The sequence below is a fragment of the Pedobacter paludisoli genome (assembly GCF_052344095.1).
Taxonomy (GTDB): domain Bacteria; phylum Bacteroidota; class Bacteroidia; order Sphingobacteriales; family Sphingobacteriaceae; genus Pedobacter.
This window is the reverse complement of the sequence record NZ_CP179926.1, coordinates 1,432,062-1,447,137: the sequence shown is the minus strand read 5'-3', so window position 1 is coordinate 1,447,137 and position 15,076 is coordinate 1,432,062. Positions and strand designations below refer to the sequence as shown.

Below are 15,076 nucleotides of genomic sequence, written 5' to 3'. Positions count from 1 at the left end.
AAAAAACTTCTTTTTTAGAAACAATATGCGTATTATTACATTGTCGTTCCGTAAAAATATTGTTTAATCATTTCCTATCTCTAATATGATTGCCGTTCATGTAGCCGAAGAAGACAGGTGGAAAAAATTTAACAACTTTTCTCCATTAATTTCCATTTTTAAAAAAATTCATCCCCTTAATGACGAGATAGAGAAACGAATTAATCAATATACGTTCCCGGTTTCTTTCAAAAAGAATAAATTTCTCATTTCACCACTCGATCGAAACAAATATTTATTTCTGATCTTAAAAGGCGTGGTAAGAGGATTCATTAAAGACGGAAAAGCAGAAATTACCACTTGGATAGCAACGGAAAATGAAATTGTTGGAACGATTCGTAATTTGTGGTTGGAAGGCGATTCAGGAGAATATCTACAAGCCTTAGAAGATGTGGAGCTAATTGCGATTCCACATGCTCTTACCGAATATTTGTACGATAATTTTGCAGAAGCCAATATTGTTGGACGAAAAATTATGGAACTCCATTATCGCACGGCAGAAGAACGTGCATACTTGTGCCGCATCTCTTCAGCTGAAAAACGCTATAAAAGATTTTTGGTTTCCTTTCCGGGATTAATTAATCGTGTTTCACTTAAGCATATCGCATCGTTTTTAGCTATTCGCCTGGAAACGTTAAGTAGAATTCGTTCGAAAATTTAAAAGAAAGAATATTTTTGTTAATTTGACAAATTGATATTGGTCACTTTTTGTTGTGTTAATAATATTTTTAAATTTTTTAACAAAAATTGGTTTGTTTGTAGTTTTATTTGTACAATTGCATTGTTGAATAAATTATAGTGAAAAGGGAGATTATTGCATTTCCGATTTTTGGAGTCGGAGCATTGTTCAAGAAACAAGTAGTTTGTTTCTTTTGAAACAAAAAGCAGAATTAAACCTTATATAAAGTATACAAAAACATTTTAGTACGTGCGCTAGGTTTTATTTTGTGGAGAAAAGAATACGATTGTTTTTGCTAAATAATTGATTTTTTAAAGTAAAAAAATAGAGTATAAAAAAAAATAGCATGTCTAATTAGTATTATATCATGATTAAATTAATACATTAGATAAACTTTTATTAAATTGCATAAAGTCCCTATTTATAACAAAATGAAAACAAAGAATACCGGTATTACTTTTAAAGTATTAATTGCGGATGACCATGAGATTGTTCGCCGAGGCCTAAAAAGTTTAATTTCTGATTTTTGGTCAGGTGTAGAGTTTCTTTACGCATCTACATTTGATGCTGCTTTAACTGAGTTAGAGAAAGCTCCTAATTTAGTAATTGTGGATGTTAATTTACCAGGTGGTAATAACCTTAAAGTGATTGACCAAATTAAAAGTGTGCAAGCGAATGCTAAAATTTTAGTATTCTCATCTCTTAATGAAAATATTTATGCAGTTCCTTATTTAAAAGCAGGAGCATCGGGTTATTTAACAAAAAATGCTGAAGAGTCGGAAATTGTTACAGCCATTACAACTATTTTAGCTGGAAGCCGTTACTCAAGTAAAAATGTTAAAGAAAATATGTTTAACAGCATTTTAGGTAACGATGCGGATAATCCTTTCACAAAACTTTCAGGTAGAGAATTAGAAGTAGCAGAACTTTTAACAAAAGGAGTAGGGGTTTTAGAAATTTCGAACCAATTAAATTTACAAATGGGTACCGTAAGTACGTATAAATTAAGATTGTTTCAAAAGTTAAAAATTAAGAGTATTATAGAACTTGCTGAAAAAATGAGCATTTACGAAAAGTAAGCGACACATTTTTCATTAAAATAGACAATAGCTTATGATTTTTCATAAGCTATTTTTTTTACTAAAATATTTAGTTTATTAATAATTTACTAAAAATATTAGTATTTTTGTTTGTTGCTTTAAATTGGTAACAAACAAGGTATGCAGAAAGATAAGCACATTATTCACATGGATCAGGATGCTTTTTTCGTATCGGTAGAGTTGCGGAAACAGCCAAATTTGATTGGAAAGCCTGTTGTTATAGGTGGAAATGCGGATAGAGGTGTGGTGGCATCGTGCAGTTATGAAGCACGTAAATTTGGCATTCACTCGGCCATGCCTTCCCGAATGGCTAAAATTCTTTGTCCGCAGGCTATTTTTTTAAAAGGTAATATGGATGAGTATTCGGAGGCTTCGCATGAAATAACCGAAATTATTGCCAACCGTGTTCCCTTGTTTGAAAAAGCCAGCATCGATGAGCACTACATTGATATGACGGGCATGGACCGTTTTTTTGGATGTATGAAATTTGCTTCGGAACTGCGCCAAACAATTATTAAAGAAACACGATTACCCATTTCTTTTGGGCTTTCCGTTAATAAAACAGTGGCTAAAGTAGCTACAAATGAATGTAAGCCAGCCGGACAATTAGAGGTTCCTTTTTACGAAGTGCGTTCATTTTTAAATCCTTTGACGGTAAATAAAATCCCGGGTGTAGGCGATGCTACGTATCGAAAATTGAGCGAAATGGGCGTTCGGAAAATTCAAACATTGGCCGAAATACCAGCTGATTTATTATTTAAAATTCTTGGACAACCCGGTTTAAGTTTATGGCAAAAGGCAAATGGGATAGATTTGGCTCCTGTTGTACCGTATCGCGAACGGAAATCGATTGGTACACAAATGACATTTGAGACCGATAGCATGGATATTGCGAAGATGAAGGCCATCTTAAATGGAATGGTAACCAATTTAACGTTCGAATTGCGTAGCCAGCAGAAGTTAACCGCCTGTATTACGGTAACTATTCGATATTCCAATTTCGAAACGGTTAGCCAACAAGCGCGTATTCCTTATACAGCTTTAGATTCTTTTTTAATTACGAAGGCTCAGGATCTTTTTCAAAAAGTATATACAAAACGCATGATGTTGCGCTTAATCGGCGTAAAACTGTCGCATTTGGTTAGTGGTTTTGAGCAAATAGATTTGTACCATACCTCAGAAGAGGAGTATGGTTTGTATCAAGCAATGGACAAAGTGCGCAAACATTATGGCGTAGAATCGGTGGTGAAGGCTTGCATCGTAAATAGCCCTAAAAGAGATGAAAGTGGAAAAATTATCAAGTATAATCCACGGAAAAAACAAGAAGAAGCGCCTAAAAGATCGCGCATTCGAAACTTTGGAAAATAATTGTTTTACTGTTTATTCACGTGAGAAATGTTTATCAATGTTCATTCGCAGTATAGTTTACGGTATGGTACCATTGGCATAAAAATGTTGGTGCAGCAAGCGCGTTTTTTAGGTGTAAAAACGCTGGTACTTACTGATATTAATAATTCTACGGGTGCAATGGAATTCATCCGCGAATGCGAAAAACAACGCGAAAAAATTGAAAAAACAGCACAAGAGGAAGGAAATGAACCTTATTTTTTGAAAGCCCTTGTAGGGATAGAGTTTCGTCTACAGCAGAGCTTGCTGTACATTGGCATAGCTAAAAATAAAGAGGGAATGCGCGAGTTGAACGAGTTTTTAAGCATGCATAATCTACAGAATATACCCTTGCCAACCCATGCGCCCGTATTTGAAAATGCCATCGTGGTGTATCCTTTTTGTAAGGAGCAGCAGCTCCAATTGCGCGAACACGAATACATCGGGATACGATTCAATCAACTGAATCAATTGTATGGATATCCTTTGGATAGGTATAAAAGCAAGTTAGTGGTTTTGCATTCGGTTACGGTAAGTTCTAAAATTGAATTTCGCTTACACGAGTACTTGCGTGCAATTGATTTAAGTACTTTGTTAACGAAGGTGCCAGATGATTTAAAGTGTAAGCCAACTGATGTTTTTATTCAGGAAGATGACATTCGACAGCAATTTGCCCAGTATCCTTTTATTGTTGAAAATACAGAAAGATTGTTGGCAGGCTGTAGTACCGATGGATATGTAAGCGGGGATAGAATGTCAAAAAATAAACTTGCGTACACGAAACGAGGCGTTCGCGGTGATAAAATGATGCTCCGAAATCTTGCTTTTAAAGGGATGGAGTATCGGTATGGGAAAGAAAATGAAGAAGCAAGAAAGCGGATTGAAAAGGAATTAGCGGTTATTGAAGCCTTAAATTACCATGCCTATTTTTTGATTACGTTTGATATTATCCGCTTTGCGATAGAGAAATGTAAGTTTTATCATGTAGGACGTGGCTCGGGCGCAAATAGTATTGTGGCGTATTGTTTGCGTATTACGGATGTAGATCCTATTGAATTGGATTTGTATTTTGAACGTTTTTTAAATGAAAAACGAACCAGTCCGCCAGATTTTGATATCGATTTTTCATGGGATGAACGTGGGACGATTCAAGACTATATTTTTAAGCGGTATCCGGAAAGGCATGTCGCTTTATTGGGGACCATGAGTACTTTTAAAGACCGCGCAATTATTCGAGAAATAGGGAAGGTATTGGGTTTGCCGAAGGATGAAATTGATAGTTTTACCGATCCTACGAGAGAAAAGGAAAATATAAAAAATCCTACGTTTCAAAAAGTACAAAAGCTGCACGCGTGTATGCAGGAGATGCCTAATCAACGTTCGATACATGCAGCAGGAATCTTAATTTCTGAAGAACCACTTACGTATTATACGGCCTTGGATTTGCTACCCAAAGGGTATCCAACGGTGCAATGGGATATGTACGAAGCTGAATTTATTGGTTATGAAAAATTTGATATTTTAAGTCAGCGCGGTATTGGGCATATTCGCGAAGCGGTACGTATTATCAAGGAAAATAGGGGTATAGACATTGATATACATGATTTTAAGAGGTTTAAAAATGATGAAAATTTAAACAATAAATTGCGTGTAGGACAAACGATTGGCTGTTTTTACATCGAGTCGCCCGCCATGAGGCAATTGATTCAGAAATTGAATTGTGGTGATTATTTAACATTGGTGGCTGCCAGCTCCATTATTCGGCCAGGCGTGGCGAGTTCGGGAATGATGAAAATGTATATTCAAAGTTATCACGCGCCCAATGCGGTGAAGTACCTGCATCCGGTAATGAAAGAACAACTTTCGGAAACGTATGGTGTAATGGTTTATCAAGAAGATGTGATTAAAATTTGCCATCATTATGCTGGTCTGGATTTGGCCGATTCGGATATTTTACGTCGGGCAATGAGCGGAAAGTATCGTTCAAAGATGGCTTTTGATAAATTGGTGCAACGTTTTTTTGATCGAGCGAAAGAGCTGGGACGAGATGAAGTAATAACCCAGGAAGTGTGGCGACAGGTTTCTTCTTTTGCGGGTTACAGTTTCTCCAAAGCTCATTCGGCCTCGTTTGCCATAGAAAGTTACCAGAGCTTGTTTCTAAAAACGTATTATCCGAAAGAGTTTATGGTGGCTGTTTTGAATAATTATGGAGGATTTTACAGTCGATGGGTATATGTGCATGAATTGAAAAAAGCAGGCGCGCGGGTGCATTTGCCTTGCGTAAATAAGAGCGATAGCGTGGTAAGCATAAACGGGAATGACGCGTATTTAGGTTTTATTGGTATTCAAGGATTGGAAAATAGGTTTATACAGGAAATCCCGAATGAGCGTAAATTAAATGGTCCTTTTGTTGATTTGGAGGATTTTGTAAAACGCACACAAATTACGTTGGAACAAGCTATTTTGTTAATTCGATTGGGGGCTTTGCGCTTTACCGGAAAGGATAAAAAAGTGCTGCTTTGGGATATTTATTCTTATTTAGGACATAAACGGAAATGCCAGAATCTGACTGAATTATTTACGATTAAACAGAAGGATTATACTTTGCCTGTATTGGAAAATTCGGAAATAGAAGATGCTTACAATGAGTTGGAACTGCTAAACTTTCCCTTGAATTTTAATATGTTCGATTTTTTAAAGACCAACTACAGAGGTGAGGTGATGGCTTCAGACTTAAATCAAAATATTGGTAAAACGGTTAAAATGGTGGGAAATTATGTTTGTGAGAAAACTGTTCGGACAGTTAAAAATACAAAAATGTGGTTTGGTACTTTTTTAGATGCCAAAGGCGATTTTTTTGATACCACACATTTTCCTAACACAACACCTGTGTATCCTTTTAGAGGGAAAGGATGTTATTTGATATTAGGTAAAGTTGTTGATGATTTTGGGTTTGCCAGTGTAGAAGTGCTCAAATTTGCTAAATTGCCTATTTATACGAGTCATGGGGCGGTTTAGGTAATATATTGGAGATGGGAAAGGGAGCGTTTTTCATCATACTTGAACGTAGCGAAGCAATTTCTTAAAGAAAAATCTTTTATCGCCTCATTGCCGGCGGGCTTAGTTCTTTTTTCTTGACAAAAAAGAACGAAAAAGTCAAGGCTTGGATCTGTTGTTGAATAAAGCTAGCAGAAGCTCGATGGCGATAATTTGAGGCCTTGGCTTCGCTCTATTCCTTTCGCTCGGCTGCAAATTCTCTTGAACAGTATGGAGTTGAATGTTTCTGCAAAGCTTCTCGCTGCTTTCTTCGTCCAACACCTCCTAGGCCGGTCCTAGCATGTGGGCTAGCCGAGCAATAGCTAGAATAAAACATGCTAGTAAAACAAACGTTCAAAATTGCAGATATTAACCGAAGGACGCCCGTCGATCCCGAATGCTCGGGATGCATCCCCAGCAGCGGGGAAAAACAAAAACAGTTGCAGCAACATTCGAATCTGTACAACCGAGCATTGTTGTATTCAGTTTTGTGGCAATAATTAAATATTGGTTACAAAACCAATCTCCACAAAACCGCGCGATGTTGTTTTTGTTTTGTGTAATGGCCTTGCGGGCAAAGCTGCCTAGCCGGATCGACAAAGGCTTTTGGTTACTTTTGGCCCACAAAAGTAAATGCCCTGCCGGCAAGAGGCAAGCAAGGGAAAGAGTGCGGGCTATACGAGTGATTTATTTTGGTTATCTCAATAAAACTTAAAGATTCATTATCATGTTCGAGCTTAGTAAGCAATCTCTTAAAGAAAAATCAATTATCGCCTCATAGCCGGCGGGCTTAGTTCTTTTTTCTTGACAAAAAAGAACGAAAAAGTCAAGGCTTGGATCTGTTGTTGAATAAAGCTAGCAGAAGCTCGATGGCGATAATTTGAGGCCTTGGCTTCGCTCTATTCCTTCGCTCGGCTGCAAATTCTCTTGAACAGTAAGAATTTGAACGTTTCTGCACAGCTTCTCGCTGCTTTCTTCGTCCAACACCTCCTAGGCCGGTCCTAGCATGGGCGCTAGCCGAGCAATAGCTAGAATAAAACATGTTAGTAAAACAAACGTTCAAAACTGCAGTCATGAACCGAAGTACGCCGTCGATACCAAGCAGCGGGAGAAAACAAAAACAGGAGCAGCAACATTCGAATCTGTACAACCGAGCATTGTTCTATTCAGTTTTGTGGCTAAAATTAATATTGGTTACAGAGCCAATCTCCACAAAACCGCGCGATGTTGTTTTTGTTTTGAGTAATGGCCTTGCGGGCAAAGCTGCCTAGCTGGATCGACAAAGGCTTTTGGTTACTTTTGGCCCACAAAAGTAAATGCCCTGCCGGCAAGAGGCAAGTAAGGGAAGAGTCGGGGAAGTCGGAAAGTTGGAGATCCCAGATTAGGGGGCAAATGTTTGGAAGTACAAAAAGGTACTTCTGAGGTATTTAAAATGAAATCGTTTGGTCAAAAAGGTACTTCAAAAGTAAATTGTCCTGCCGGAAAAGGAAAGATGGAGGCTATACGAGTAAAGGAAATACTATCTTTTTATCACAGAGCATTCAAACCATATTTTGTAAATTTGATTACAGCATACTTAACTACGAATGATTCACTTTACAGCAGAAATAGAACAATTTGATCGAATGGGCGAAAAAACCGGTTGGAGGTATATTTTTATTCCTGCGGTTTTAGCCAATCAGTTAAAACCCAATTGTAAGAAAAGTTTTCGCGTAAAAGGAAAAATTGATGATTTGGAAATAGCGGGAATAGCCATATTACCGATGGGAGAGGGCGATTTTATATTGGCATTGAAAAGCGACGTTCGTAAGCAGTTGAAAAAAGAAGCAGGCGATGAAATAATCGTTTCACTCGAAGAAGATAAAGATTTTAAAATCGAAATGCCCGAAGATTTATCACTTTGTTTATCGGATGAAGAGCGATTGATGCAAAATTTCTTAAAACAACCGAAGTCGCATCAGAATTATTTTATCAATTGGATTAATCAAGCTAAAACCGAAACAACACGCACGAAACGCATTGCTATGACTGTTCAAGCAATGGATAAGCAAATGAATTATGGAGAAATGATTCGCGAAGAAAAGAAATCGAATTAACGGTTATAATTTCTAAACCAGCTGTTCACTTTCATTTGGATAACGCCTAAGAAGGCTTCACGGAAAATTTTAGTACTCATTTTTGAGACCCCTTCTGTACGGTCGGTAAAGATGATGGGTACTTCTACCACCTTAAAACCGTATTTAATGGCTGTAAATTTCATTTCAATTTGGAAGGCGTAACCTACAAATTTAATTTTATCAAGTGGAATGGTTTCCAATACCTGTTTGCGGTAGCATTTAAAACCGGCAGTGGCATCTTGAATGGTAATACGTGTAATCATACGAACGTACATAGACGCAAAATACGACATTAATACACGTCCCATTGGCCAGTTTACCACATTTACACCTTTTACATAACGCGATCCTACGGCTACATCTGCACCATTTACACATGCTTCGCGTAAACGAACCAAATCATCTGGATTATGAGAGAAATCGGCATCCATTTCGAAAATATAGGCATAATTGCGCTGTGTAGCCCATTTAAAACCGTGAATATAAGCTGTGCCTAGTCCTTGTTTACCGCTGCGTTCTTCGATAAATAAATGCCCTGCATATTCTTCTTGTAATGATTTTACAATCTCAGCAGTTCCATCAGGCGAGCCATCGTCAATAATTAAAACATGAAAAGGTTGTGTCAATGAAAATACCTTGCGGATGATTTTTTCGATGTTTTCCTTTTCGTTGTAGGTTGGAATAATGACTAAACTATCTGACACGTGTGTTGGTTTTAAATGTGTTTTTTTTGATAAAATGTTGTTTTACCAAATAAGTTGCGAAAGTAAATATTAAAAATGAAAAAACCTGCATCAACAGCAGTCGATGCAGGTTAAATTACGTTAAACCGATATTTATTTGACGTCGGCCATTAATTTCCGAATAAGCGAGGAAATGATGATAAGTGCCAATCCTGCAATTAACGAGTAAATGGCCAATTGTTTATATCCTTCGGTATAGGACATTAATTTTGTCATCAGTGATGCACCTTCCATACTCGACATTTCAGCACCTAATTTTCCTGCGGCTAATTGACCAAAGGCACTTGATAAAAACCATAAACCCATCATGGTTCCAAACATCTTTTTAGGCGATAATTTGGTGATAATAGACATCCCGATAGGACCTAAGCATAATTCGCCGAGGGTGAGTAATAAGTACGCTAAGGTAAATACATTTAAGGAACTGATGCCGTTTTCGTTTGCAAAGAAACGCGTGGCATAGAACGTATAAAAACTGATAGCCAACAAAAGGAAACCGATTCCAAATTTAACAACAGTATTGGGTTCTATTTTGCGTTTGTACATAAACAGCCATAGCACCCCCACAATCGGGCTAAATACAACCACAAACAGGGAGTTTACGCTGTTGTTAATCACATTTGGGTCTATGTGAAAAAATAGTAAACTGTCTGATAAATTGTCTTTTGCAAATAAAGAAAGTGAACCTCCACTTTGCTCTGAAATGGCCATGAAGATAAAGTAGCAGAAGATGAATACAAATGCAGCCAATAATTTATAGCGGCCCTGTGCTTCTTTTACTTTAAAAGTTTCATACAGGAAATACAGCAAGGCGATTATCCCGATGGTGTACATAAAGTAATCGGTATAATCGGTGTTTTTTACCATGATGTAAATGAGCGGTATACAGGCAATAGAGCCTAGGTAAACCAAGAACTCACGAACATTGCGTTTCGTTTTACTAAAATGCATTAAGGGAGAATCTCCAATAGGTCCCAGGTGTTTTTTTGTGAAAATAAAGGTCATTAAACCAAAAATCATCACCAGTGCTGCAGAAAGGAAGCAATAATGCCAATTGTAAGTTTTTCCCAAATAGATACACAAACCACCGCCTAATAAGCCTCCTACATTAATGGCCATATAAAAGACACTGTAACCTGCATCTCTGCGGCCATCGGTTTGCTTATACAATTCGCCTACCATGGAAGAAATATTAGGTTTGAAGAAACCTGTTCCAACAATGGATAGGGTGATGCCGATATAAAATAATTCTTGAGGTGAAAAAGCAAGAACTAAATTGCCCACAATCATTAAAAAGCCACCCCAAAAAAGCGATTTTTTAAAGCCCAATATTTTGTCGGCAAAAATACCGCCAATAAAGGTAAAGGCATATACAAAAGCTTGAATAGCACCGTATTGAAGGTTGGATTGCGAGTCGCTGAGGTGCAATTGCTCTACCATGAAAAAGGCTAAAACCCCACGCATGCCGTAGAAACAAAAGCGTTCCCACATTTCTACCAGCGATAGATGGAATAATTGCTTTGGATAGGTGCTTTTGAAATTTTGAATTTCTTCTAAGCTAATTGTTTTTTGTTCTTGCATTTTATTACCAGATACCGTGCATTAATTTTTTAATGATAGGGGTAAGCAGGATAATGAAAATACCCAAACCAACTGGAATCAAGGTGAAAATTAAGAAGAAAGTAGACATAGAATATTGCGCCGTAATCTCATCAATCATACCTCCAGTAGTGCCGGCAATTTTGTTACCAATAGCAATAGCTAAATACCAGATACCGAACATGATACCAATCATACGTCCAGGTACTAATTTAGAAACGTACGATAAGCCTACAGGAGAGATGAATAATTCGCCTAAGGTATGGAATAGGTAGGCTAAAATAAGCCAAATCATACTAACAGAGGCCACTTTTGCACCTGCAGGAATTGAGCTTGAGCCATAGGCCAAGGCAGCAAAACCAATGCCCAATAAAATCATTCCGATACCGTTTTTAACGGTTGCTGCCGGGTTATATTTGCTTTCCCAAATTTTAGAAACCAATGGCGCTAACGAGATAATGAAAAGTGAGTTTAGTACACCAAACCAAGTAGCTGGAACTTCAGCTTTTACATCAGCATACTGGTTTTTTAGCATGTAAATAGCAATGCCCCAAATAAGTACGAAACCTGCTGCTAAAACAATGTTACCCAAGGCAAATCTACCAAATGTTTGTTTAAATAAGCTGAAAAGTACATAGGTGATAATTGCTAATGGAATAATTGTTATTAGTGTATTGGCAATGTTAAATACAATTTTCGCATTTCCAGAAAGTACTCTAGCGGTATAATCCTTTGCAAAAATGGTCATAGACCCTCCGGCTTGTTCAAAAGAAGCCCAGAAAAAGATGGTAATAAAGGCCAGTACAATTACGGCAATCATACGGTCTCTTAACACAGGTGTGTATTGTAAAATACGTTTAATTAAGATGAAAATAAATAAGGCTAATGCCGAAATAATGACAAAGTTACTGCCCGATAAAGAGCCAACAGTAAAGTTGAAAATATTGCTGCTAGTAATTTTAGACAAAGGGTCGTTGATGATCCATGCTAAACCAAAGATTGAAATAAGTGCTATAACGATAGAATCAAAAGTAGAGAAAGGATTTCTTTTTGCTACAGCAGGTTCTTCGTCTTCATCGGTAGTTTGTACGTTCTTTTCTGGTTTTAAACCAATAGAACCAAAAATATTACGTGTAAAATAGAACTGTAACATTCCTACAAACATAAAGATACCGGCTAAACCAAATCCATAGCTCCATCCCCAATCGGCACTTTCGCCAATGTAACCGCACAAGAGCATACCTAAAAAGGCACCTGAGTTAACGCCCATATAGAAAATGGTGTAAGCACCGTCTTTTTTCTCAGGGTGTTTTTTATACATGTGCGATAAAATAGAAGTCATGTTTGGTTTAAAGAAACCATTACCTACAACCAACAAAACAAGTCCTAGGTACATAAACATTTGGTTCGATTCGAAAGCCATTGATAAGTGACCCAAGGTCATTATAAAGGCCCCTACAATAACGGCCCAGCGGTAACCGATTAATTTATCGGCAATGTAACCGCCCAAAATAGGGGTTAAGTAAGCCAACGAAGTATACGAGCCATAAATTGCTAAAGCATGTTCGCGTGGCCATCCCCAGCCTGGGTTGCTACCCATAATGGAAGAGGTTAAGAATAATACGAGTAATGCGCGCATTCCGTAATACGAAAATCTTTCCCACATTTCGGTAAAAAAGAGTACGAAAAGACCTGCGGGATGCCCAAGAACTTTACTACTAAAGAAATCGTCTTTGGTTTCAATTGTTGTTTGCATAAAACTGTGTTGGTTTTAGTTTATGAATTCTGAATGTGTGTTGTTAAAGTCAGTTTGTGGGGCGCAATATAGCGCTTGAATAGCAAACTCACAAATTTTTAGGATGAAGCACTATACGTGATACAATAGGATGCGCGTAAATTTTTAGAATTTTTTTTCTGGTGTGGATTTTAGTTTGGGATCAATATACATTTCGTCAGCTTCATCCGGGTCGTTTATTAACTCAATGTTTTCTTGCAATTTTAAACGTCCTGCAATTATTTTAAAGCCATCAAAACTACCATCAGAACCGTAATATTCGTATTTTCCAACCATTTCCGATTGGAAAGGAGCTAGGTGATCGAAAACAATCATACCGGCTTTTACATCCGTTTTAAGCAACATGGCGTTCGTTTTGGTGTATTCGAAAATGACTCTGTTTTTGTCTTTTAACTCTTTACCATCAAAAACCGGTAAACCTAGGTTAATTGTATTATCCCGATCGAAACTCAATATTTCGATTACCTTTTTTGAAGTTAGTGCATTGTTCCCTTTCCAGCCCAGTAGCACGTAATAGGGAAGTTTCCCGTTCATTTGTACAGGAATCATCTCATAATAACGGGCACCGAACCAATTTTGAGGACTCAATATAGCGTTCGGGTTTTTAATATTATCGGTTTGGTCCATTAGCGGATAAAGCTTTAATGGTTTGCTACCGGTATTCATTTGAATGGCGCCATAATATCGATATTTAGAATTTTCGAGCTCTAGATACCAACTGATGATGCGAAAAACCTGATCGGACGATTTAACGATGGATACATTTTTTAAGGAATCGAAGGGATATTGAAAGGAATTAGGCGTTTTCAGAGCTTCCACTAATTTCTTTACAAAGGCGCTGTTAAGTGCTAATTTTTGGTCATCGGTTTCGGCCTTGCTTATCTGTTTCGTAATTTGATTTAAGCTATCTTGAAACGTAGCAAGGGTAGCAGGCTGGTTTTGTGCTTGACTTTGTAAGCCAAAAAGCCCGAAGCATAAGATAAGGAATGTGGTAAATCGTGTCATTTCTAGAAATCAATTTTCTCGTTTTACCAGGATGGATGAAGGTAAAACGAGAAAATTTTGAAGCAAATTTATATTTTTTCTACAACAATAGCGCTTGCGCCCCCACCGCCGTTGCAAATACCTGCAACACCAATTTTGCCCTCGTTTTGTGTCAATACCGATAATAAGGTAACTACAATACGTGCGCCCGATGCTCCTAGCGGATGGCCTAACGATACTGCCCCTCCGTTAACATTTACTTTTGTTGGGTCGATTTTTAACAATTGATTATTTGCTAACGAAACCACTGAAAAAGCCTCGTTAATTTCAAAAAAGTCTACTGTAGCAGTTGCTATATTCGCACGTTGCAAGGCCAAAGGAATGGCTTTTGATGGAGCAGTGGTAAACCATTCAGGTGCTTGTTGTGCATCGGCATAACTTAATATTTTAGCCAAGGGTTTAATGCCCAATTCGGCAGCTTTCTCTACACTCATTAAAACCAAGGCTGCTGCACCATCGTTTAATGTAGATGCATTGGCCGCGGTTACTGTACCATCTTTTTTAAATACTGGCTTTAGCGAAGGAACTTTCTCAAATTTAACAGCTGTAGGTTCTTCATCGGTGTTCAGTAAGGTTACATTTCCTTTTCTATCTTTTACTTCAATGGCTACAATTTCGTCGTTAAACTTGCCTGCTGCTTGCGCTGCTTGTGCTTTTTTATACGATTCTATGGCAAAATTATCTTGGTCCTCGCGGGTAATGTTGCATTCTGTGGCACACAATTCTGCAGCGGAGCCCATGTGGTAATCGTTGTACACATCCCAAAGACCGTCTTTTACCAATCCATCGGTAATTTGACCATGCCCTAATCGATAGCCGTTACGCGCCTTATCTAAATAGTAGGGTACATTGCTCATGCTTTCCATACCACCGGCCACTACAATATCGTTTTGGCCTAAGGCAATACTTTGTGCAGCTAACATAATGGCTTTGGTGCCCGATGCGCATACTTTGTTAATAGCTGTAGCGGGTAAATCGGGTAGGCCGGCAAATTTTGCTGCTTGTGTAGCAGGTGCTTGACCTAAATTGGCCGATAACACATTGCCCATAAATACTTCTTGAATATGATTGGGATTTAATCCTGCTTTTTCTACGGCAGCTTTAATGGCAAAACCACCCAATTGAGCGGCTGAAAATGAAGCCAATGCGCCTCCAAATGAACCAATAGGGGTTCTTACGGCTGATACAATTACAACGTCTTTCATGTAAATTAAAATTTATGAACTTTTCGGTTAGGCTGCTAAGTTAATTATTTTTATGAGAATGTAGGGGCGTGGTTCGCTTGGTTGACGATGCTTTAATTGATTTGAAAAGCAAGGTCAGGTGCCTGTGGGCTGCTGTAATCCCGCTAAACGCCTATAGTCCTCTACCGATGAAAATCGGGATGCGGGCTATTGGGCTATATCGGGTTTATTTTTGGACCTGGGGTTGCCTTTCGGAAACAAACCGGGTTTGGCGTTTTATAGGAGCAGGCTTGCATGTGTTGCAGAAACCTCTGTGTTCTAAACCTGACAGGCAGCGGTATGCCCTTGGCCTTT

Annotated in this window: 10 protein-coding genes; 5 read left to right on the top strand and 5 right to left on the bottom strand. The window is 38.0% G+C overall.

What is annotated here, in order from left to right:
• The first annotated feature begins 85 nt into the window (after positions 1–85).
• From ACJVDK_RS05770 to ACJVDK_RS05750, 5 genes are all read left to right on the top strand, one after another.
• Positions 86–700: a Crp/Fnr family transcriptional regulator gene (locus ACJVDK_RS05770; RefSeq protein WP_443939333.1), complete on the top strand. Its 615-nt coding sequence runs from the start codon at positions 86–88 to the stop codon at positions 698–700.
• 449 nt (positions 701–1,149) lie between these two features.
• Positions 1,150–1,797 (top strand): response regulator, encoded by a 648-nt coding sequence (locus ACJVDK_RS05765; RefSeq protein ID WP_443939332.1) that lies wholly within the window; start codon positions 1,150–1,152, stop codon positions 1,795–1,797.
• Positions 1,798–1,938: 141 nt separating this feature from the next.
• On the top strand, positions 1,939–3,186 hold the full coding sequence (dinB, locus tag ACJVDK_RS05760; RefSeq protein ID WP_443939331.1) for a DNA polymerase IV: 1,248 nt from the start codon (positions 1,939–1,941) through the stop codon (positions 3,184–3,186).
• Positions 3,187–3,213: 27 nt separating this feature from the next.
• Positions 3,214–6,222: a DNA polymerase III subunit alpha gene (gene dnaE, locus ACJVDK_RS05755; protein ID WP_443939330.1), complete on the top strand. Its 3,009-nt coding sequence runs from the start codon at positions 3,214–3,216 to the stop codon at positions 6,220–6,222.
• 1,604 nt (positions 6,223–7,826) lie between these two features.
• Positions 7,827–8,336, top strand: a complete 510-nt coding sequence (locus tag ACJVDK_RS05750; protein ID WP_443939329.1) for a YdeI/OmpD-associated family protein — start codon at positions 7,827–7,829, stop codon at positions 8,334–8,336.
• On the opposite strand, the gene ACJVDK_RS05745 is transcribed toward ACJVDK_RS05750, so the two are convergent.
• The 5 genes from ACJVDK_RS05745 to ACJVDK_RS05725 all read right to left on the bottom strand — a co-directional run bounded on the left by ACJVDK_RS05745 (position 8,333) and on the right by ACJVDK_RS05725 (position 14,743).
• Positions 8,333–9,061 carry a polyprenol monophosphomannose synthase gene (locus tag ACJVDK_RS05745; protein ID WP_443939328.1) on the bottom strand — a complete coding sequence of 243 codons (729 nt, stop codon included), beginning with the start codon at positions 9,059–9,061 and terminating at the stop codon, positions 8,333–8,335. The two genes, ACJVDK_RS05750 and ACJVDK_RS05745, sit on opposite strands and share 4 nt — an antisense overlap.
• A 132-nt stretch (positions 9,062–9,193) precedes the next feature.
• Positions 9,194–10,681: a peptide MFS transporter gene (locus ACJVDK_RS05740; protein ID WP_443939327.1), complete on the bottom strand. Its 1,488-nt coding sequence runs from the start codon at positions 10,679–10,681 to the stop codon at positions 9,194–9,196.
• A 4-nt stretch (positions 10,682–10,685) separates the two neighbouring features.
• The gene (locus ACJVDK_RS05735) at positions 10,686–12,455 is read right to left on the bottom strand and encodes a peptide MFS transporter (RefSeq protein ID WP_443939326.1); all 1,770 of its coding nucleotides are present in this window, start codon (positions 12,453–12,455) and stop codon (positions 10,686–10,688) included.
• A gap of 144 nt (positions 12,456–12,599) precedes the next feature.
• A complete protein-coding gene (locus ACJVDK_RS05730) occupies positions 12,600–13,499 on the bottom strand; it encodes a hypothetical protein (protein WP_443939325.1) in 900 nt (299 codons plus the stop codon).
• Positions 13,500–13,567: 68 nt separating this feature from the next.
• Positions 13,568–14,743 (bottom strand): acetyl-CoA C-acyltransferase, encoded by a 1,176-nt coding sequence (locus ACJVDK_RS05725; protein ID WP_443939324.1) that lies wholly within the window; start codon positions 14,741–14,743, stop codon positions 13,568–13,570.
• Positions 14,744–15,076 lie beyond the last annotated feature (333 nt).

Coding starts and splice junctions, on each gene's coding strand:
- ACJVDK_RS05730 (WP_443939325.1), bottom strand. CDS start 13,499: ATGACACGATTTACCACATTCCTTATCTTATGCTTCGGGCTTTTTGGC.
- ACJVDK_RS05740 (WP_443939327.1), bottom strand. CDS start 10,681: ATGCAAGAACAAAAAACAATTAGCTTAGAAGAAATTCAAAATTTCAAA.
- ACJVDK_RS05750 (WP_443939329.1), top strand. CDS start 7,827: ATGATTCACTTTACAGCAGAAATAGAACAATTTGATCGAATGGGCGAA.
- dinB (WP_443939331.1), top strand. CDS start 1,939: ATGCAGAAAGATAAGCACATTATTCACATGGATCAGGATGCTTTTTTC.
- ACJVDK_RS05735 (WP_443939326.1), bottom strand. CDS start 12,455: ATGCAAACAACAATTGAAACCAAAGACGATTTCTTTAGTAGTAAAGTT.
- dnaE (WP_443939330.1), top strand. CDS start 3,214: ATGTTTATCAATGTTCATTCGCAGTATAGTTTACGGTATGGTACCATT.
- ACJVDK_RS05765 (WP_443939332.1), top strand. CDS start 1,150: ATGAAAACAAAGAATACCGGTATTACTTTTAAAGTATTAATTGCGGAT.
- ACJVDK_RS05725 (WP_443939324.1), bottom strand. CDS start 14,743: ATGAAAGACGTTGTAATTGTATCAGCCGTAAGAACCCCTATTGGTTCA.
- ACJVDK_RS05770 (WP_443939333.1), top strand. CDS start 86: ATGATTGCCGTTCATGTAGCCGAAGAAGACAGGTGGAAAAAATTTAAC.